The organism is Sphingobium indicum BiD32 (genome assembly GCF_000382885.1).
GTDB classification, from domain to species: domain Bacteria; phylum Pseudomonadota; class Alphaproteobacteria; order Sphingomonadales; family Sphingomonadaceae; genus Sphingobium; species Sphingobium japonicum_C.
The window spans coordinates 1-14121 of the sequence record NZ_CAVK010000183.1 but is presented as its reverse complement, the minus strand read 5'-3'; the positions used below and the strand labels follow the sequence as shown (position 1 = coordinate 14121).

The 14121-nt window shown below is 60.6% G+C and carries 17 protein-coding genes and 1 pseudogene; 5 read left to right on the top strand and 13 right to left on the bottom strand.

Features of this window, described 5'->3' with window-relative positions; genetic code table 11:
* From EBBID32_RS17665 to tnpA, 7 genes are all read right to left on the bottom strand, one after another.
* Positions 1 to 381 carry an L-rhamnose mutarotase gene (locus EBBID32_RS17665; RefSeq protein WP_006962424.1) on the bottom strand — a complete coding sequence of 127 codons (381 nt, stop codon included), beginning with the start codon at positions 379 to 381 and terminating at the stop codon, positions 1 to 3.
* A 36-nt stretch (positions 382 to 417) separates the two neighbouring features.
* Entirely contained in the window at positions 418 to 1695 is a 1278-nt protein-coding gene (gene fucP, locus EBBID32_RS17660) for an L-fucose:H+ symporter permease (RefSeq protein ID WP_006962422.1), read from the bottom strand.
* 24 nt (positions 1696 to 1719) lie between these two features.
* A complete protein-coding gene (locus EBBID32_RS17655; protein WP_037491585.1) occupies positions 1720 to 2472 on the bottom strand; it encodes an SDR family oxidoreductase in 753 nt (250 codons plus the stop codon).
* Positions 2469 to 3746, bottom strand: a complete 1278-nt coding sequence (locus EBBID32_RS17650; RefSeq protein ID WP_006962419.1) for an L-fuconate dehydratase — start codon at positions 3744 to 3746, stop codon at positions 2469 to 2471. The genes EBBID32_RS17655 and EBBID32_RS17650 overlap by 4 nt, the downstream gene beginning before the upstream one ends.
* A 10-nt stretch (positions 3747 to 3756) precedes the next feature.
* On the bottom strand, positions 3757 to 4500 hold the full coding sequence (locus EBBID32_RS17645; RefSeq protein ID WP_006962418.1) for an SDR family oxidoreductase: 744 nt from the start codon (positions 4498 to 4500) through the stop codon (positions 3757 to 3759).
* A 247-nt stretch (positions 4501 to 4747) separates the two neighbouring features.
* The gene (locus EBBID32_RS17640; RefSeq protein WP_231382239.1) at positions 4748 to 5620 is read right to left on the bottom strand and encodes an amidohydrolase family protein; all 873 of its coding nucleotides are present in this window, start codon (positions 5618 to 5620) and stop codon (positions 4748 to 4750) included.
* 233 nt (positions 5621 to 5853) lie between these two features.
* The gene (gene tnpA, locus EBBID32_RS17635) at positions 5854 to 6273 is read right to left on the bottom strand and encodes an IS200/IS605 family transposase (RefSeq protein ID WP_006962414.1); all 420 of its coding nucleotides are present in this window, start codon (positions 6271 to 6273) and stop codon (positions 5854 to 5856) included.
* A gap of 174 nt (positions 6274 to 6447) precedes the next feature.
* Here tnpA and EBBID32_RS17630 point away from each other — a divergent pair, with 174 nt between their 5' ends.
* The gene (locus EBBID32_RS17630) at positions 6448 to 6747 is read left to right on the top strand and encodes a hypothetical protein (protein ID WP_231382238.1); all 300 of its coding nucleotides are present in this window, start codon (positions 6448 to 6450) and stop codon (positions 6745 to 6747) included.
* On the opposite strand, the gene egtB is transcribed toward EBBID32_RS17630, so the two are convergent.
* The 5 genes from egtB to bufA2 all read right to left on the bottom strand — a co-directional run bounded on the left by egtB (position 6713) and on the right by bufA2 (position 11129).
* Entirely contained in the window at positions 6713 to 7954 is a 1242-nt protein-coding gene (gene egtB / locus EBBID32_RS17625) for an ergothioneine biosynthesis protein EgtB (RefSeq protein ID WP_037491602.1), read from the bottom strand. The two genes, EBBID32_RS17630 and egtB, sit on opposite strands and share 35 nt — an antisense overlap.
* On the bottom strand, positions 7954 to 8952 hold the full coding sequence (gene egtD, locus EBBID32_RS17620; RefSeq protein ID WP_006962408.1) for an L-histidine N(alpha)-methyltransferase: 999 nt from the start codon (positions 8950 to 8952) through the stop codon (positions 7954 to 7956). Before egtD ends, egtB begins: the two co-directional genes overlap by 1 nt.
* Before the next feature lie 190 nt (positions 8953 to 9142).
* A complete protein-coding gene (locus tag EBBID32_RS17615; protein WP_006962406.1) occupies positions 9143 to 9934 on the bottom strand; it encodes an HvfC/BufC N-terminal domain-containing protein in 792 nt (263 codons plus the stop codon).
* Positions 9931 to 10767: an MNIO family bufferin maturase gene (bufB, locus tag EBBID32_RS17610; protein WP_006962404.1), complete on the bottom strand. Its 837-nt coding sequence runs from the start codon at positions 10765 to 10767 to the stop codon at positions 9931 to 9933. Before bufB ends, EBBID32_RS17615 begins: the two co-directional genes overlap by 4 nt.
* Positions 10768 to 10841: 74 nt before the next feature.
* Positions 10842 to 11129 carry a BufA2 family periplasmic bufferin-type metallophore gene (bufA2, locus tag EBBID32_RS17605; protein ID WP_006962402.1) on the bottom strand — a complete coding sequence of 96 codons (288 nt, stop codon included), beginning with the start codon at positions 11127 to 11129 and terminating at the stop codon, positions 10842 to 10844.
* Positions 11130 to 11314: 185 nt separating this feature from the next.
* On the opposite strand from bufA2, the gene EBBID32_RS17600 reads away from it, so the two are divergent.
* From EBBID32_RS17600 to EBBID32_RS17585, 4 genes are read left to right on the top strand one after another with little or no spacing between them, the layout of a single operon-like run.
* Positions 11315 to 11599 (top strand): BufA1 family periplasmic bufferin-type metallophore, encoded by a 285-nt coding sequence (locus EBBID32_RS17600; protein ID WP_037491595.1) that lies wholly within the window; start codon positions 11315 to 11317, stop codon positions 11597 to 11599.
* A 29-nt stretch (positions 11600 to 11628) separates the two neighbouring features.
* Positions 11629 to 12093 (top strand): DoxX family protein, encoded by a 465-nt coding sequence (locus EBBID32_RS17595; RefSeq protein ID WP_006962398.1) that lies wholly within the window; start codon positions 11629 to 11631, stop codon positions 12091 to 12093.
* Between the two features lie 25 nt (positions 12094 to 12118).
* On the top strand, positions 12119 to 12649 hold the full coding sequence (locus tag EBBID32_RS17590) for a sigma-70 family RNA polymerase sigma factor (protein ID WP_006962396.1): 531 nt from the start codon (positions 12119 to 12121) through the stop codon (positions 12647 to 12649).
* A gap of 2 nt (positions 12650 to 12651) precedes the next feature.
* On the top strand, positions 12652 to 13290 hold the full coding sequence (locus EBBID32_RS17585) for an NrsF family protein (protein ID WP_037491582.1): 639 nt from the start codon (positions 12652 to 12654) through the stop codon (positions 13288 to 13290).
* A gap of 225 nt (positions 13291 to 13515) precedes the next feature.
* Here EBBID32_RS17585 and EBBID32_RS24640 read toward each other — a convergent pair.
* Positions 13516 to 14121: pseudogene (locus EBBID32_RS24640) on the bottom strand (hypothetical protein); the annotation flags it as partial.

The following is a 14121-nucleotide window of genomic DNA, read 5'->3' as shown; positions in this document are numbered from 1 at the left end:
TTACTCGGTTTCGCTATCATGATGCTGGCCATTAACATCCTGTAGCGCCAGATCGAAAATCCTTTCGGCGCGCTGCCATTTTTCGCCAACTGGCGTGCCGGGCACGGGGCGTTGAAATTGCGCCATCAGCGCTTCCCACCGTTGAACTGCCGGGTTGTCGGCATCGGCACGGGCCTTTGCGGCGAAGCTGAATTCGTCCACCGTCTCCATGGTCATGACGAGGCGACTGCCATGGCGGTAGATATCCATCGCGAGGATCCCCGCCGCGCGGATCGAGTCAATAATTTCAGCCCAAACCGCGCCGGGGGCGTGGAAAGCTTCATACCGGGCAATCAGTTCGGCATCATCGACAAGGTCGAGTATCAATACATGTTTTTGCATCGCATCACTTTCACACGCCTGTGTTGCTTTGCAACCTCAGTGGGCAAGACTGTCGTCGACAACAGACGCCTGCTTATGGTCACGCATGGCAAAATGGATGACTACCAGAAAGGCCAGCGCCGGAACACAGAGCGCGGCATTGATGCTGAACCGGTCGGACAGAAAGCCCATCGCCCCGGTCAGCACCGCGCCGCCGATAACGGCCATGACGATCAGTGACGCGCCGACCCGGCGCAACGGTCCCAATCCACTGACGCCGAGCGCAAAGATGGTCGGGAACTGGATAGACATGAAAAAGCTTGTCGCGACCAGCAGGACCAGCCCGGTCTGCCCGCCAGTAATGGCCGCGCCAACGCTTAGGCAAAGGCTCGCCATGGCAAAGATCCGCAGCAGCCGGGGCGGCGTAACATGGCTCATCAATGCGGTGCCGACAAAGCGGCCAATGCCGAACAGAACCAGGCTGGCAAACAGATAGTCAGCGGCATCCCGCTCGATCATGCCGGTCATATTCTGTTCGGCGTAGCGGATAGTGTAGCTCCACAGCCCAACCTGCGCCCCGACATAGAAAAATTGCGCGATCGTCGCCGCAATCAGCTGCGGTCGGCGGAAAGCGGTGCGGAATGAAGCGGTGTGGCCGGGTTCGATGGCCTCCTGATCCGCCTTGCCGGGGAAACGGATAACGGATGCGGCGATAGCAAAGCCGAGTACCACCAATCCGATAATCAGATAGGGCGTCTGCACCGCCTGCACTTCGCTGCGCAGCAGGATCGAACGGGCAGCCGGACTGAGCGCGGCTATGCTGGCCTCGTTATGCGTCATGTCGGACAGGATGAAATATTTGCCGATCAGGACGCCGGCGACAGTGCCGACCGGGTTGGCGGCCTGTGCCAGGTTCAGGCGGCGCGCGGCTTTGGTTGGGTCGCCAAATTCGGTCATCAGCGGGTTGGCGGCGGTTTCCAGAAAGGCAAGGCCGCAGGCAATCACGAACAGCGCGACCAGGAAATAGCGATATTCGCCCTGCTGCGCCGCCGGGTAGAATAGCAGCGCACCGAGCGCATAAAGAAGCAGCCCCAAAACGATCGCGCTCTTATAACCCCGCTCGCGTGCAACCATCGCGGCCGGAATGGCGAGCAGGAAATAGCCGAGATAGAAAACCTGCTGGACGAAACTCGTCTCGAAATCTGAAAGAGTGAAGGCGCGCCGGAACTGGGCAATCAATATGTCGTTCAGATTATTCGCCATTCCCCACAGGAAAAACAGCGAAATGGTCAGGATCATCGCGGGCCGATAACGATCGGCACCTGGCTTCTTCATTCGACCTCTCCGACATATTTTTTGTCATTCCATCGCCCGGTCCAGATGGACATAGCCTCCATCGACGAACATCCATTGTCCGGTGGTGTGGCTCGATTGGTCCGACAGCAGGAACAGGGCTGTCGCCGCAATCTCGCGTGCCGTCGTCATGCGGTGGCCCAGGGGGATTTTGGCAGTGATGCCATCCAACTTGGCCTGCGGGTCATCGAAACGGTCGAGCCACTGTCGATAGAGCGGCGTCATCACTTCGGCCGGGACAATGGCATTCACCCTGATGCCATCGTCGCGCAGCGTCACGGCCCATTCGCGCGTCAGCGCCAGTTGCGCACCCTTGGCCGCTGCATAGGCGCTGGTGCCGCCTTGCCCGGTCAGCGCCGTCTTGGACGCGATATTCAGGATGACGCCACGCGCGTCTCGCAGATAGGGCAGGCTATGATGCGCCATGGTGAAATAATGGACCAGATTGGCGTCCAGTGAGGCGCGAAACTCGGCTGGACTACGCTCCAGCCCGATATTGTCATTGGCCCCGGCATTATTGACCAGCCCATCAATGCGCCCAAATTGCGCCACGACCTGCGCAACTGCCTGCGCGCAAGCGTCATCGTCGGCCAGCTCTGCCGGAATGAAAGCCGCTTCCCCTAGCGGTTCGGGTGGTGCGCTGCGCGATACGATGACGGGCAGCGCGCCCTCTTCGGCCAGCCCGGCCACAATGGCGGCGCCAATGCCGACGCTGCCGCCAGTGACCAGGAACACACGCCCCTCAAGCCCCAGTTTCATGCAACGAACCGGAAATCGCGAAGTGTCTCAGGCTTCATTTCGATCGAATAGCCCGGTTCGGCTGGAGGCATATATGCCGCGTTGCGTATGACGCACGGGTCCAAAAAATGTTCGTGCAGATGATCGACATATTCAGTCACGCGCCCCTCCATCGTACCGGAAAAGCAAAGATAGTCGATCATCGACAAATGTTGCACATATTCGCACAAGCCAACGCCGCCCGCATGAGGGCAGACTGGCAAATCGAACCGGGCGGCCAGCAACATTACGGCCAGCGCTTCGTTGACACCACCGATCCGGCATGCGTCCAGTTGCACCACGTCGATCGCCCCGGCTGCCATGAACTGCTTGAAAATAATGCGGTTCTGGCACATTTCGCCGGTCGCGACCTTGATCGGACCAATGGCATCGCGAATGGCGCGATGGCCCAGCACATCGTCGGGACTGGTCGGCTCCTCGATGAACCAGGGCTTGGTAAAGGCCAGCGCACCGACCCAGTCGATGGCTTCGCCGACATCCCAGACCTGATTCGCGTCGATCATCAGGTGGCGATCGGGACCGATCACCGCACGGGCAATGCCGACCCGGCGAATATCATCGGACAAATCACGTCCCACCTTCAGCTTGATGTGCCGGAACCCTGCGTCCACGGCCTCACCCGCCAACCGGCGTAATTTTTCGTCCGAATAGCCCAGCCATCCGGCCGACGTGGTGTAGCAGGGGTAACCCTGCGCTTCGAGTTGCGTGATCCGCTCCGCCTTGCCCTGCGCCCGCGCGGTCAGCAGGACCAAAGCGGCGTCCGGGGTAATGGCGTCGGTCAAATAGCGAAAATCTATCGCCCGGACCAGTTGCTCCGGCGTCATGTCGGCGACCAGCCGCCACACAGGCTTGCCTTCCGACTTGGCCCATAAATCCCAGATCGCATTGACGACTGCGCCGGTCGCCAGATGCATCACCCCCTTGTCCGGCCCGATCCAGCGCAACTGGCTGTCGCCGGTCAGGTGACGCCACATGCGCGCGGGGTCTGCGGCGATCCAGTCCAGATCCAGGCCGATGACCAGATGGCGCATAGCCTCAATGGCGGCGACGCAAATATCATTGCCGCGCCCGATGGTGAACGTCAGGCCGTGCCCTTCCAGTCCTGCCTGGTCGGTTTCCAGCACCACATAGGCTGCCGAATAATCCGGGTCGGGATTCATCGCGTCCGATCCGTCCAGCGCGTGACTGGTCGGGAAACGCAAATCTATGGTCCTAAGGCCGGTGATCCGGGTCATAATCTGTTCCTCAATTGACCCATCCGCCGTCGATCACATGCACTGCGCCAGTGGTGAAGGCGGCTTCCTCGCTGGCCAGATAGGCGATCAGCGCAGCGATTTCTTCGGCCCGCCCGAACCGGCCCATCGGCTGGCGCGCAACGAAGGCGGCCGTGGCATCCTGCAAGGTCGTTCCGTCGGTCGCGGCCTGCAACGCTACCCGTTCGCGCAGCGACGGGGTGTCGATCGTGCCGGGGCATACGCAGTTGCAACGGATGCCCCGGTTGATAAAATCAGCCGCAACCGATTTGGTCAGGCCGACGACCGCAGCCTTGGACGCGGTATAGGCAAAGCGGTTGGGTATGCCCTTCACGCTCGATGCGATGGACGCCATGTTGACGATCGCCCCGCCGCCGCGATCCAGCATTGCAGGCAAAAAAGCCCGGATCATCCGAACCATCGCGTCGACGTTCAGGTCGAACGACAATCGCCAATCCGCTTCGCTGCATGTCAATATGTTACCCGCCGCAACATAGCCGGCCACATTGGCCAGAGCGTCGATCGGGCCGGTAACCGCCGGCAATTGCGCAATCGCGACCGGATCGGTCAGGTCGGTGACCAGCGGCCGCACGCCGGCAATGGCCGCCAGCGCCGCATGATCCCGATCGACGGCCCACACCGTTGCGCCTTCATCACGAAACCGCTCTGCGGTGGCGCGGCCTATGCCTTGTCCGGCTGCGGTCACAAGCACGGTCTTGCCTTCAAAGCGCTTCATTCAGCCTCTCGCGATCCGGGAATTAGAATAGGAAAATAGATTTTATATATGGAAGTAAAAATGGATCAAGACGTTGAATGGATTCTTTCGGACGGACGGCCAAGGCCGGCTTCGTTCGCATTCCGTCCTGCATCCGACCGGGCAGGGGTGCAGTAAACACGGGTTGATGTGGCTGGACGGGCTGTCATCGCACGGCCTGTCAGTCAGGTTGATGCGGCCGGGGGGAATAATATCCGTCGGAGACGGATCAGGGGGCTTTGCGGTAAAAGCGCATGGCATTGGCACCAAAAATGGCTGTTCGCGCCTGTGGGCAGTGACGATCGACAAAATCGGATACCAGCCTGAACACGGCTTCATAGCTTGCGGCGCGCAGGCATACGGGCCAGTCCGATCCCCACATCAATCGCTCTGGCCCGAACGCTGTCAGCAAATGGGCCAGATAGGGTTCAATCTGGGCGGCCTGCCAGACATAGGCGTCCGCTTCGGTGACCAGCCCGGACAATTTGCAATGAAGATAGGGGAAGCGCGCCGCAGCCAGCAGATCGGCGGCCCAGGGTTCCCACCCGCCGCCGCGAATATCCGGCTTGGCACCATGGTCCAGCACCAATCGACCCGGACCAACGGCGTCCAGAAAGTCGGGCAGGCTGGGCAACTGGTGCCGGTTGATCAATATGTCATAGCTCAGATCGCGTGCCATCAACGTGCGAATCCCGCGCCGGAACGCGGTCTCTGTCAGGAAATCCCCGGCTTCTCCCTCGACCACATGGCGATAGCCAACAAGGCGTGGGTCGGCCGCCTGATCAAGCAGCAGGTCGATCTGGTCGGAACGCAGATCTATCCACCCCACAATGGCGATGATTTCAGGCATTTGATCGGCACAGGCGATCAGGAAACGGCTTTCCTCTGTCATCTGGTGCGTCTGCACTGCGATACAATGGTCAATGCCTTGGCTCTCGAGGCACAGGCGCAGGTCATCCACATCGAAATCGCGCGCTATCGCCTCGCCGGGCGAAACCCAATCAAATCGGTCTGCGACATAGTGCCAAAGATGATGATGGGCGTCGACTAGCATGGAGCCTTCTATCGCATAGTCGCATGGTGCGGCAACATGCCGTACCATGCCGCCCGTCATGCCGCATCGACCAAAACAACCTCGCTATGGATGATGTCTATGTCGCTGATCGCGGCGCTAACGCGGGCATTCACGTGCACGTCGTTCACATCCACCGCGCCCGTCGTGGTCCCGGCCCTGACGGCAAGGTGCCTTTTGGAAGTAAACTTTGACTGGTCGCGGCAGTGAAAGTTGCCAGTTAACTGGATGTCTGAATGACTGACCGGCTGACGCCGGTAGGATCAAGGCGCGGGGCTGAAGCCGTTTTTGTGGCCATGTTTGTCGAGGTAACGCAGGATAGTGTCATCTGTGATGTTGCCGGATGTGGTCGAGAAGTAGCCGCGTTGCCAGAAGCGTTGTCCCCAGTAGCGCTTGCGAATATGCTCGAACTCCTGCTGGATTTTACGCGATGACCGCCCCTTGGCCCGGCGCACGAAGTCGCTGACTGATACGTGCGGAGGTATCTCGACGAACATGTGGACGTGATCGCACGAAAGCACGCCGTGGACGATCGTCACGCCCATTTCGGCACAGACCTGTCGGATAATCTCGCGAACCCGCAGACGCACCTCGCCATGCAGCACCTTGAACCGATATTTCGGTGCCCAGACGAGATGATAGCGATGGTGAAATGTTGTGTGACAACCGCTGCTGTAGCCCATAGCCTGCTATCCTCGGAAAAAATGAACTCTCGCCCTTCGGGCTGTTCATTTTTTCCGAGGATAGCAGGCTACTGGCCGAGTCCGGGGCTGAAGCCAGTATCCGACTGAAGTCGGAGGGGTTGCTCCTTATGGAGGACTCTAAACCTCGTAATCGTGGCGCGGTGACAGTCTCTGTTGGACGAAACTGTCGCACATTTTCGAGAGGTTTTCGGCGTAGATGTTCGCACCGTCGCTGGCGATGCAGGACCGCCAGGCGCGGCGCTCGTGAAAACCGAACAGGCGACGACCAACATGGAGATCGGCCTTTTTGTCTACAATTGCACGTCTGAATATGGTGGCGCGTTCCTGAACCTGAGCGTCGCCGATTATCGGGACTATTTCGCCGTCAATTGCGCTACTGCGACGAGACAGCGGCAGGAATTTGGTTTGGTGCGGGCGATCACGCTCCGTCCCTGGCCAGCCGCAGTCCCATGAATTGCCAACGGTGATGGGGATAGAAGAAGTTGCGGTAGCTTGCTCGCATGTGGCCGCGCGGGGTCGCGCAACTGCCGCCACGCAACACATATTGTCCGCTCATGAACTTGCCGTTATATTCGCCAATCGCGCCATCGGCAGCGCTAAATCCGGGGTAGGGGCGATAGGCACTGCCGGTCCATTCCCAGGCATCGCCGAAGAACCTCGGACTGTCATGTACAGGGCGGGGGCGGATATCGCCTGGACCGTCCAGCAAGTTGCCGCCGCTTGGATCGTGCTGCGCAGCCGCCACTTCCCATTCAGCTTCGGTCGGCAGGCGGGCGGCGGCCCAGGTGGCAAAGGCGTCGGCTTCATAAAAGCTGACATGGCAGACTGGCGCAGCCGGATCGATCGGATGGCGACCGGATAGTGTGAAGCTGGTCCAGCCATGCGCCCCGTCCATCCAGTAGAATGGTGCGCGAACACCCTGCGTCTGCCGCCAGGCCCAGCCGTCCGATAGCCACAAGCGCGGTTCTTCGTAGCCGCCATCGGCCATGAAGGCGAGCCACTCGGCGTTCGTGACCTTCCGATCGGCCAGCTGGTGGGGATGCAGCAACGCCGTGTGGCGCGGCCCCTCACAGTCGAATGCGAATGTCCCACTGCCAGTGGCGCGAGCGCCGATTTCGATCATCCCCTGTGGGCCATCCAACCAAATTACGGGCGCGGGATCGCCGGGACACGGGCTGCCCTGCCGCGGCCAAACCGCACACTCCAAGGGATTGAGCGAAAAGGCATGGAGGATGTCGGTCAGCAGCAGTTCCTGATGCTGCTGTTCGTGCTGGCACCCGAGCTCCACGAGCGCCAGCGCCTCAGGCGAAAGCTGTTCGATCGCGCGATCCATCGCTGCATCCACGGCCGAGCGATAGTCGAGAATGTCGGCCAGTGAAGGGCGCGACAGCATTCCACGCGCTGCCCGCCCCAGGCGCGGACCTTCGGTTTCATAATAGCTGTTGAACAGGAATGGCCAGTCTGCACGATAGGGCTGGTATCCAGGCACATGGTCGCGCAGGATGAAGGTCTCGAAGAACCAGCTCATATGCGCCAGATGCCATTTGGCGGGCGACGCATCGGGCATGGATTGAATCGTGGCATCTGCGTCCGATAGGGGCTTTGCCAGATCCTCGGTCAGCTTGCGAACGGAGGCGTATCGCATTCTGGCGTCGCGCATCAGCATGCTACGCGGAGCAGATGGACGCTGAACAGGGCGTCTTTGTCAGTCCAGACGTCGACACTGTCAAACCCGGCCTTGCTGGCCAGCATGGCAAATTCGTCGATCGCATATTTATGCGAATTTTCGACGTGAATGGTCGCGCCTTGTGCAAATTGGAAGCGTCGGCCAGCTACAGTGACCATCTGCTCACGCAGGCTGACGAGCGAGATTTCAACATGACCGGGTTCGCTGACATAGCGCGCGCGGTGCGCAAAGGCGCTGGTGTCGAAATCAGCGCCCAGTTCACGGTTGGCGCGATGCAGCAGGTTCAGGCTGAACTGCGCTGTCACGCCCTGCGCATCGTCATAGGCGTCCTCCAGCAATCCTGCCTCTTTCTTCAGGTCGACGCCAATCAGCATCATGCCACCCTGCCCCAGTCGCCTGCTCCATTCGCGCAGGAAGGCTTGCGCATCGTCGCGATCGAAGTTGCCGATGGTTGATCCGGGAAAGAAGCACATGTCCCGCAAACCCCTGCGCGGCGGAAGATCAAGCTCGCCCAGATAGTTGCCGCACAGGGCATCGACCGCGATATCGGGATGGCGTGCCCGCACGACCGCCGCTGCCGAGGCCAGTGGCACCGGAGATATGTCGATACAGACATAAGCGCGGACCTGCGCCATCGCGTCAAGCAGGATTTCGGCCTTGCCACCCGATCCGGCCCCCAGTTCGATGAAGCGTATTTTCCCGCTGATGGCTTCGGCGATAGTAGGCGCATGCGTCTCCAATATCCGCCGCTCGGTTCGCGTCGGATAATATTCCGGCAGTTCGCAAATCTGGTCGAAGATCGCCGATCCTGCTGCGTCGTAGAGGAACCTGCACGGTATGGCCCGGTCGGGTTGCGACAGTCCGCCAACCACGGCATGAAGGAATTCGCTGGTGTCGGAGACAGCCGGTTGGGTGTCCGAAAAGCGCGCTATCCCATCATAGTCCATCGCCACGCTCACCATATTATGCATGTAGATTTCCTGTTGGCTTGAGGTGGCCGGGTTGAATGTTTCAGTCTTTGCCTGATCAGTCGGGCAGGCCGATCAGGGATGATGTCCGCGACATGGGATCTACTATTGTCGTGCTGCTGTTACGCCACCAAGACCAGTGGACAGCTTGGAAACGCAAACGATCCCGACGCGATAGCGTTCCCGTAACTTTTTATTGGATACATGCCTGGCTCCAATTTATCCGTCGGACCAGCCCGAGTTCGAGCCAGTGCAGCAACATCGCTCCCGCCTTGGCCGCAGCATCAGCAGCTTTGAGACGATCCATAAGAGTAGCGCACATGCCGCCGAACCTGCCGCCTTGCTGAACCTCCGCCAATGCCAGTCCTTCGGCTTCGGGAAGGAGTCCGAATACCGGTTGCTCGCCTTCGCGCCACACGATCGCCCACGTCGGCTTGCGCAGCTTTTCCGCCACCGATGCCAGCAATGGATCGGCCAATGCCTCCCACAGCGCGACGAGATCATATGTTATTGGTCGCAAGGCCGTGCCTGGCATGAGCTCGAAGCGAAGTTCATCCCATTGCGCAGCCTCGAAGTCCGCCGTCGCGGCCGCAAAATCCGCCAGCGTCAGTGGCTCTCCGTCCGCGGCAGTAAATGCGCAGTGCATTTCCCATTCCAGCCACGCCACTTCGCCAACGTCGGGGTCGTTGGCAAACAGTTCGGTGCAGGTTTCGGCAAATCCCTCACCCGCCAGATCAACGGTCCAGCGCGAGGGCGGATGCGTGATCAGATGATGCGCCGCCGCCTGGCTGAAGGCATCCTCGCCCACCAACTGTGCGGTGCGTCCGAACGTGTCCCGCAAGACATCGATAAGCCGCGTGCGATAGGCATTGCGATAGACGGCCATGCCCGCGGCTCGCCGGGCGTCCCATCCAGACGGCAAAGGCGCGCTGTCATCAAGCAGGCAGGCAAGAAATTCGCTCTGCGCGCGCAAAAGCTGGGTCATAGTGCCATCTCGACGCGCGTTGTGGCGGCAATCCTACGTGCATGATCAAGCTCGGCCAGGAGGTCCGGCAGCGGCGGGATCGCATCGTCCCGCTCGATCATGACGGCAACTTCGCCAAGCTTGCCAATTGCCGATCCATAAAGATCCCACACCGCGTTGCAGACCGGTCGGTCGTGGGTGTCGATGACGATGTCGCCCGGCATATGCCCGGCCAGATGGATCTGCCGCACCCTGTCGGCGGGTATGCCTGCAAGGTAGGCCAAAAGATCGAAACCATGATTGCAGGCGCTGACGTAGATGTTGTTGATGTCGAGCAATAGATAACAGCCCGTTCGCCGACTTATCTCGGTCAGGAATTCCCACTCCGTCATCTCGTCTTCAGGGAAAGTCAGATAGCTTGAAGGGTTTTCTAACAGCATCGCCCGGCCGAGCGTTTCCTGCGCCCGGTCGATGTTGACGCACACGATATCCAATGCCGCGCGGGTCAGTGGCAGCGGGAGCAGGTCGTGGCTGTTGTGCGCGCTGGTCCGGGTCCAGCACAGATGATCGGACACCCACAAAGGCTCGATCCGATTTGCCAACGCCTTGAGCCGGACCAGATGATCGCCATCCAGCCCATGCGCGGAGCCGATCGACATCGAGACGCCATGCAGGATGACCGGAAGTCTGGCGCGCACCTGTTCCAGCACGCGCAGCGGCCGCCCGCCATCGACCATGAAGTTTTCGGATATGACCTCGACGAAATCGACAGCGACATCGCCCGCGAGAAAATCCCGGTAGTGATCGCGGCGCAGTCCAAGGCCAAATCCGCCGAACGCGGCGATATCTGTCATTGCGAAAGTCCTCATAAGTCAAAGTCGGTCCGGCAGGCCATTGGGGGGCAGAGGTCTGCCGGACCAGGGTGGGATCAGCCGAGGTCGCCGATCGTCCCGCCCTTTGTGAGGCACTCGCCAGCCTTCAATGCCTTGAAGCCGTGGCCTTTACAGGCATTCTGGCCCTTGCACGCATGCTCGGCCGTGGCGCAGTCGGAGTTGCCCTTGCAGCTATGCAGGCCATAGCAATGCACGGTGTCGCTGGCGCCAAGGGCGCGGCCCTTGCTTCCTGTCGGCGCGTCGGCGGCAAAGGCTGAGAAAGAGCTCAGCGCGATGGCAGCCGCGGCTGCGGCGATTGTGGCGGTGCGGGTCTTGGTGGTCATATCAGCGGCTCCTTGAAAAATGGTGGTGCGTAATCGCACTTCATGATGTTCGCCCTCGCGCGTTCGCCGGTTACAGCGACAAAAATTTCGCTGCCTGTAACGGTGCTGCGCCGCCCGGCGAAAGAGGAGGCATGCATCGCCTGGACAAACGCCCGGCGCTGCCCCCCAAAGCCGGAGATTATATCATGCATACCGCCACCATCGCCCGCATCGCCGGGCTTGCCACCACCGCCGCTCTGGCGGCTGGCGTCGCCACCACCCCCGTCGCCGCGCAGAAGGCACCAATGGAAAAATGCTACGGTATCGCCAAGGCAGGGCAGAATGATTGCTCCGCTGGCGCTGGCACCAGCTGCGCTGGAACCTCGACCCGCGACTATCAGGGCAACGCCTGGAAGCTGGTCAAGCAAGGCACATGCGTGAAGACCGCGACACCCAACGGCAATGGCTCGCTCACGCCGATCAATCGCTGACAGGCAGCAATCACGGCGGAGCACAGCACATGCAGCACATCGCCACAATGTACGACCGGATCGTAGCCATCGCCGCCTCGCGTCTGGCCGAGGGCGGTGCGCTGCTGCTGGCCCATATCGCGCTCGCGGGGATATTCTGGCGCTCAGGCCGCAGTAAAGTGACGGAGGGGCGACTTTTCGAGATTAGCGATTCAACCCGCTATCTGTTTGAAAATGACTATGCCGCCGTCCCACTGCCGCCTGAGATCGCCGCGCCACTGGCCACTGTGGGCGAGCATCTGTTTCCGGCGCTGCTGGTGATCGGGCTGGCAACCCGGCTCTCGGCAACTGCGCTGCTCGCAATGACGCTCGTTATCCAGATTTTCGTGTATCCTGAAGCCTGGTGGACGACACATATGCTGTGGACCGCGCTGGCGGCGGTGCTGATCGTGCGCGGCGGCGGCCTGCTGTCGCTCGACGCGCTGATCGGCCGCTGGCGGCAACGGCGCGCATGAACGGCGACAGGGAGAGGGAACGGCGATGATCGCGGACGAGCCTATCTTCGCCCGGCTGATGACTGCGAGCCAGGGCGGTGACCGGCGTGCCTACACCGTGCTGCTGACTGAGGCGCAGTTCTGGCTCGAACGCTTCTTCCGCCGCCGCGTGCCCCCGGCCCAGATTGACGATCTGGTGCAGGACGTGCTGCTGGCCATCCATGCCAAGCGCGCGACCTGGGATGAAACGCGCGCGTTCCTGCCATGGCTCGCTGCCATCGCCCGCTATCGCTGGGTCGATCATCTGCGCCGGGTTTACCGGGCAAGCGAGAGCGAATTGGGGGATTACGACGCTTCCGAGGATAGTGAGGAGGATGCAATACTGGCGCGGATGAGCCTTGACCGGCTGTTCATGCAACTCTCCCCGGCGCAGTGCAACGCGATCGAACTGGTGAAGATCGAAGGACTTTCGGTTACTGAGGCGGCTAAGCGGACCGGCCAAAGCGAAAGTCTGATCAAAGTGAACATTCATCGCGGCCTCAGGAAACTGTCCGCGCTCGTCGAAGAGGCTGACTGACCATGCCCCCCCGTCCCAATCCCCTGATTGCACAACTCGCAGACGAGCTTGAGCCAGTGCGCCCGTTGCGAATGCGTCATGGTCTGGCGCTGGCAGCGGTTGCAACCGTGCTGACGATCGCCGCCATTGCGCTGTGGCAAGGCTTGTGGAGCGGCCCTGCGGACGGGCAGGCCGCTATCTTCTTCGTCGCCAACGGGCTTATCGCACTGGTCGGGCTTGCCTCGGCGCGGACGGTGGTTCGCATGGCTGCCCCGCGCGTCGGTGTCCGGCAGGATGGATTGCGCTGGCTGCTGGCGGCACTGGCAATCCTGCCCGTCACTGCCCTGTTGCTGATGACACTGGAGGGAATGGTTGGCAGACACGACGATGTGACGGATGGGTTGAACTGCTTCATCGCCGGAACCCTCAGCGGCGTTGGCGTCGCAGCAGCGCTGATCGTTTGGCTGCGCCGTGGTGCGCCGGTTGCTCCCAACCTGGCCGCGTTCTACACCGGCATAGCGGCAGGGGCGCTCGGCAGTTTTGCCCACGGCCTGTCTTGTCCTTTTGACACGATCGGGCATCTGGGCATCTGGCATGTCGCGCCCGTGGCCGTTTCAGCCGTGCTGGGGCGTGTTGCCGTACCAGCTTTGATACGATGGTAAGATTTTGCAGCACGGTCTGCCAGCGTGATCCCAAGCCCAAGTTCAGGACTTTCGCGGCGGCATAGTGACAAGCCTTGCCAGAACGGCAGGTTCTAGGCCCGCAGATCAATGGGCAGAATGGCGACGGTCAGGGTACAACGCCAATCGTCTGCTTCGATGAACCTCGACGGCAGCTTTCGGAGCCGCAGCCCGCCTTTGTCTCTCCTCGCCTGATGGTATATTTTGTCATCCAAGAGATTTTTTCCAAAGCGATCGACGCATTGCGATGCCGGCACGGTCCGATGCCAGAGATATTTCATATATGTCGTCTGGCGCTGTCGCTGAAACAAGTGTCTCTATGGCAGTTAGCGCTTCGACATCTTCTGTAAATGCGGCGCTCAACTGTTGGTGCATCAAGCGGGCGACCTGCTCATCCTGCGTCGCGAAATTCCGGGCGTGGTGGATGAAATAATGTGTGCTGATCGCAGTTTCGGGCGTCGGAAGATGGGCTGTGCGGATACGGGTGTCCGGCGGGGAATCCCAGTCTGTGAGGGCGAAGAAATGGCCGGTGACGAGCTTCCACAGTATCGGCTTCCGGCCCAATGGGACACCGACTTCCGACGCATGGATCACCGTCAGATCGAGCGCCGGGTAGCGTTTTTGCTTCCCGATCGGCGGGCAGACGTGGATTCGTTTGTACCGTATATCAAGGGTTACACGTTCGACCGTGTCATTATCGATCCTCACTTCGATGCTATGCATGCCCGCGCTTGGAGCCTCTTGCATTTCGATTTTCACGGTGTGATCGCCGTTGCCAGCGAGCCTGTCGACAACGGTGCGGACGACGAAGTG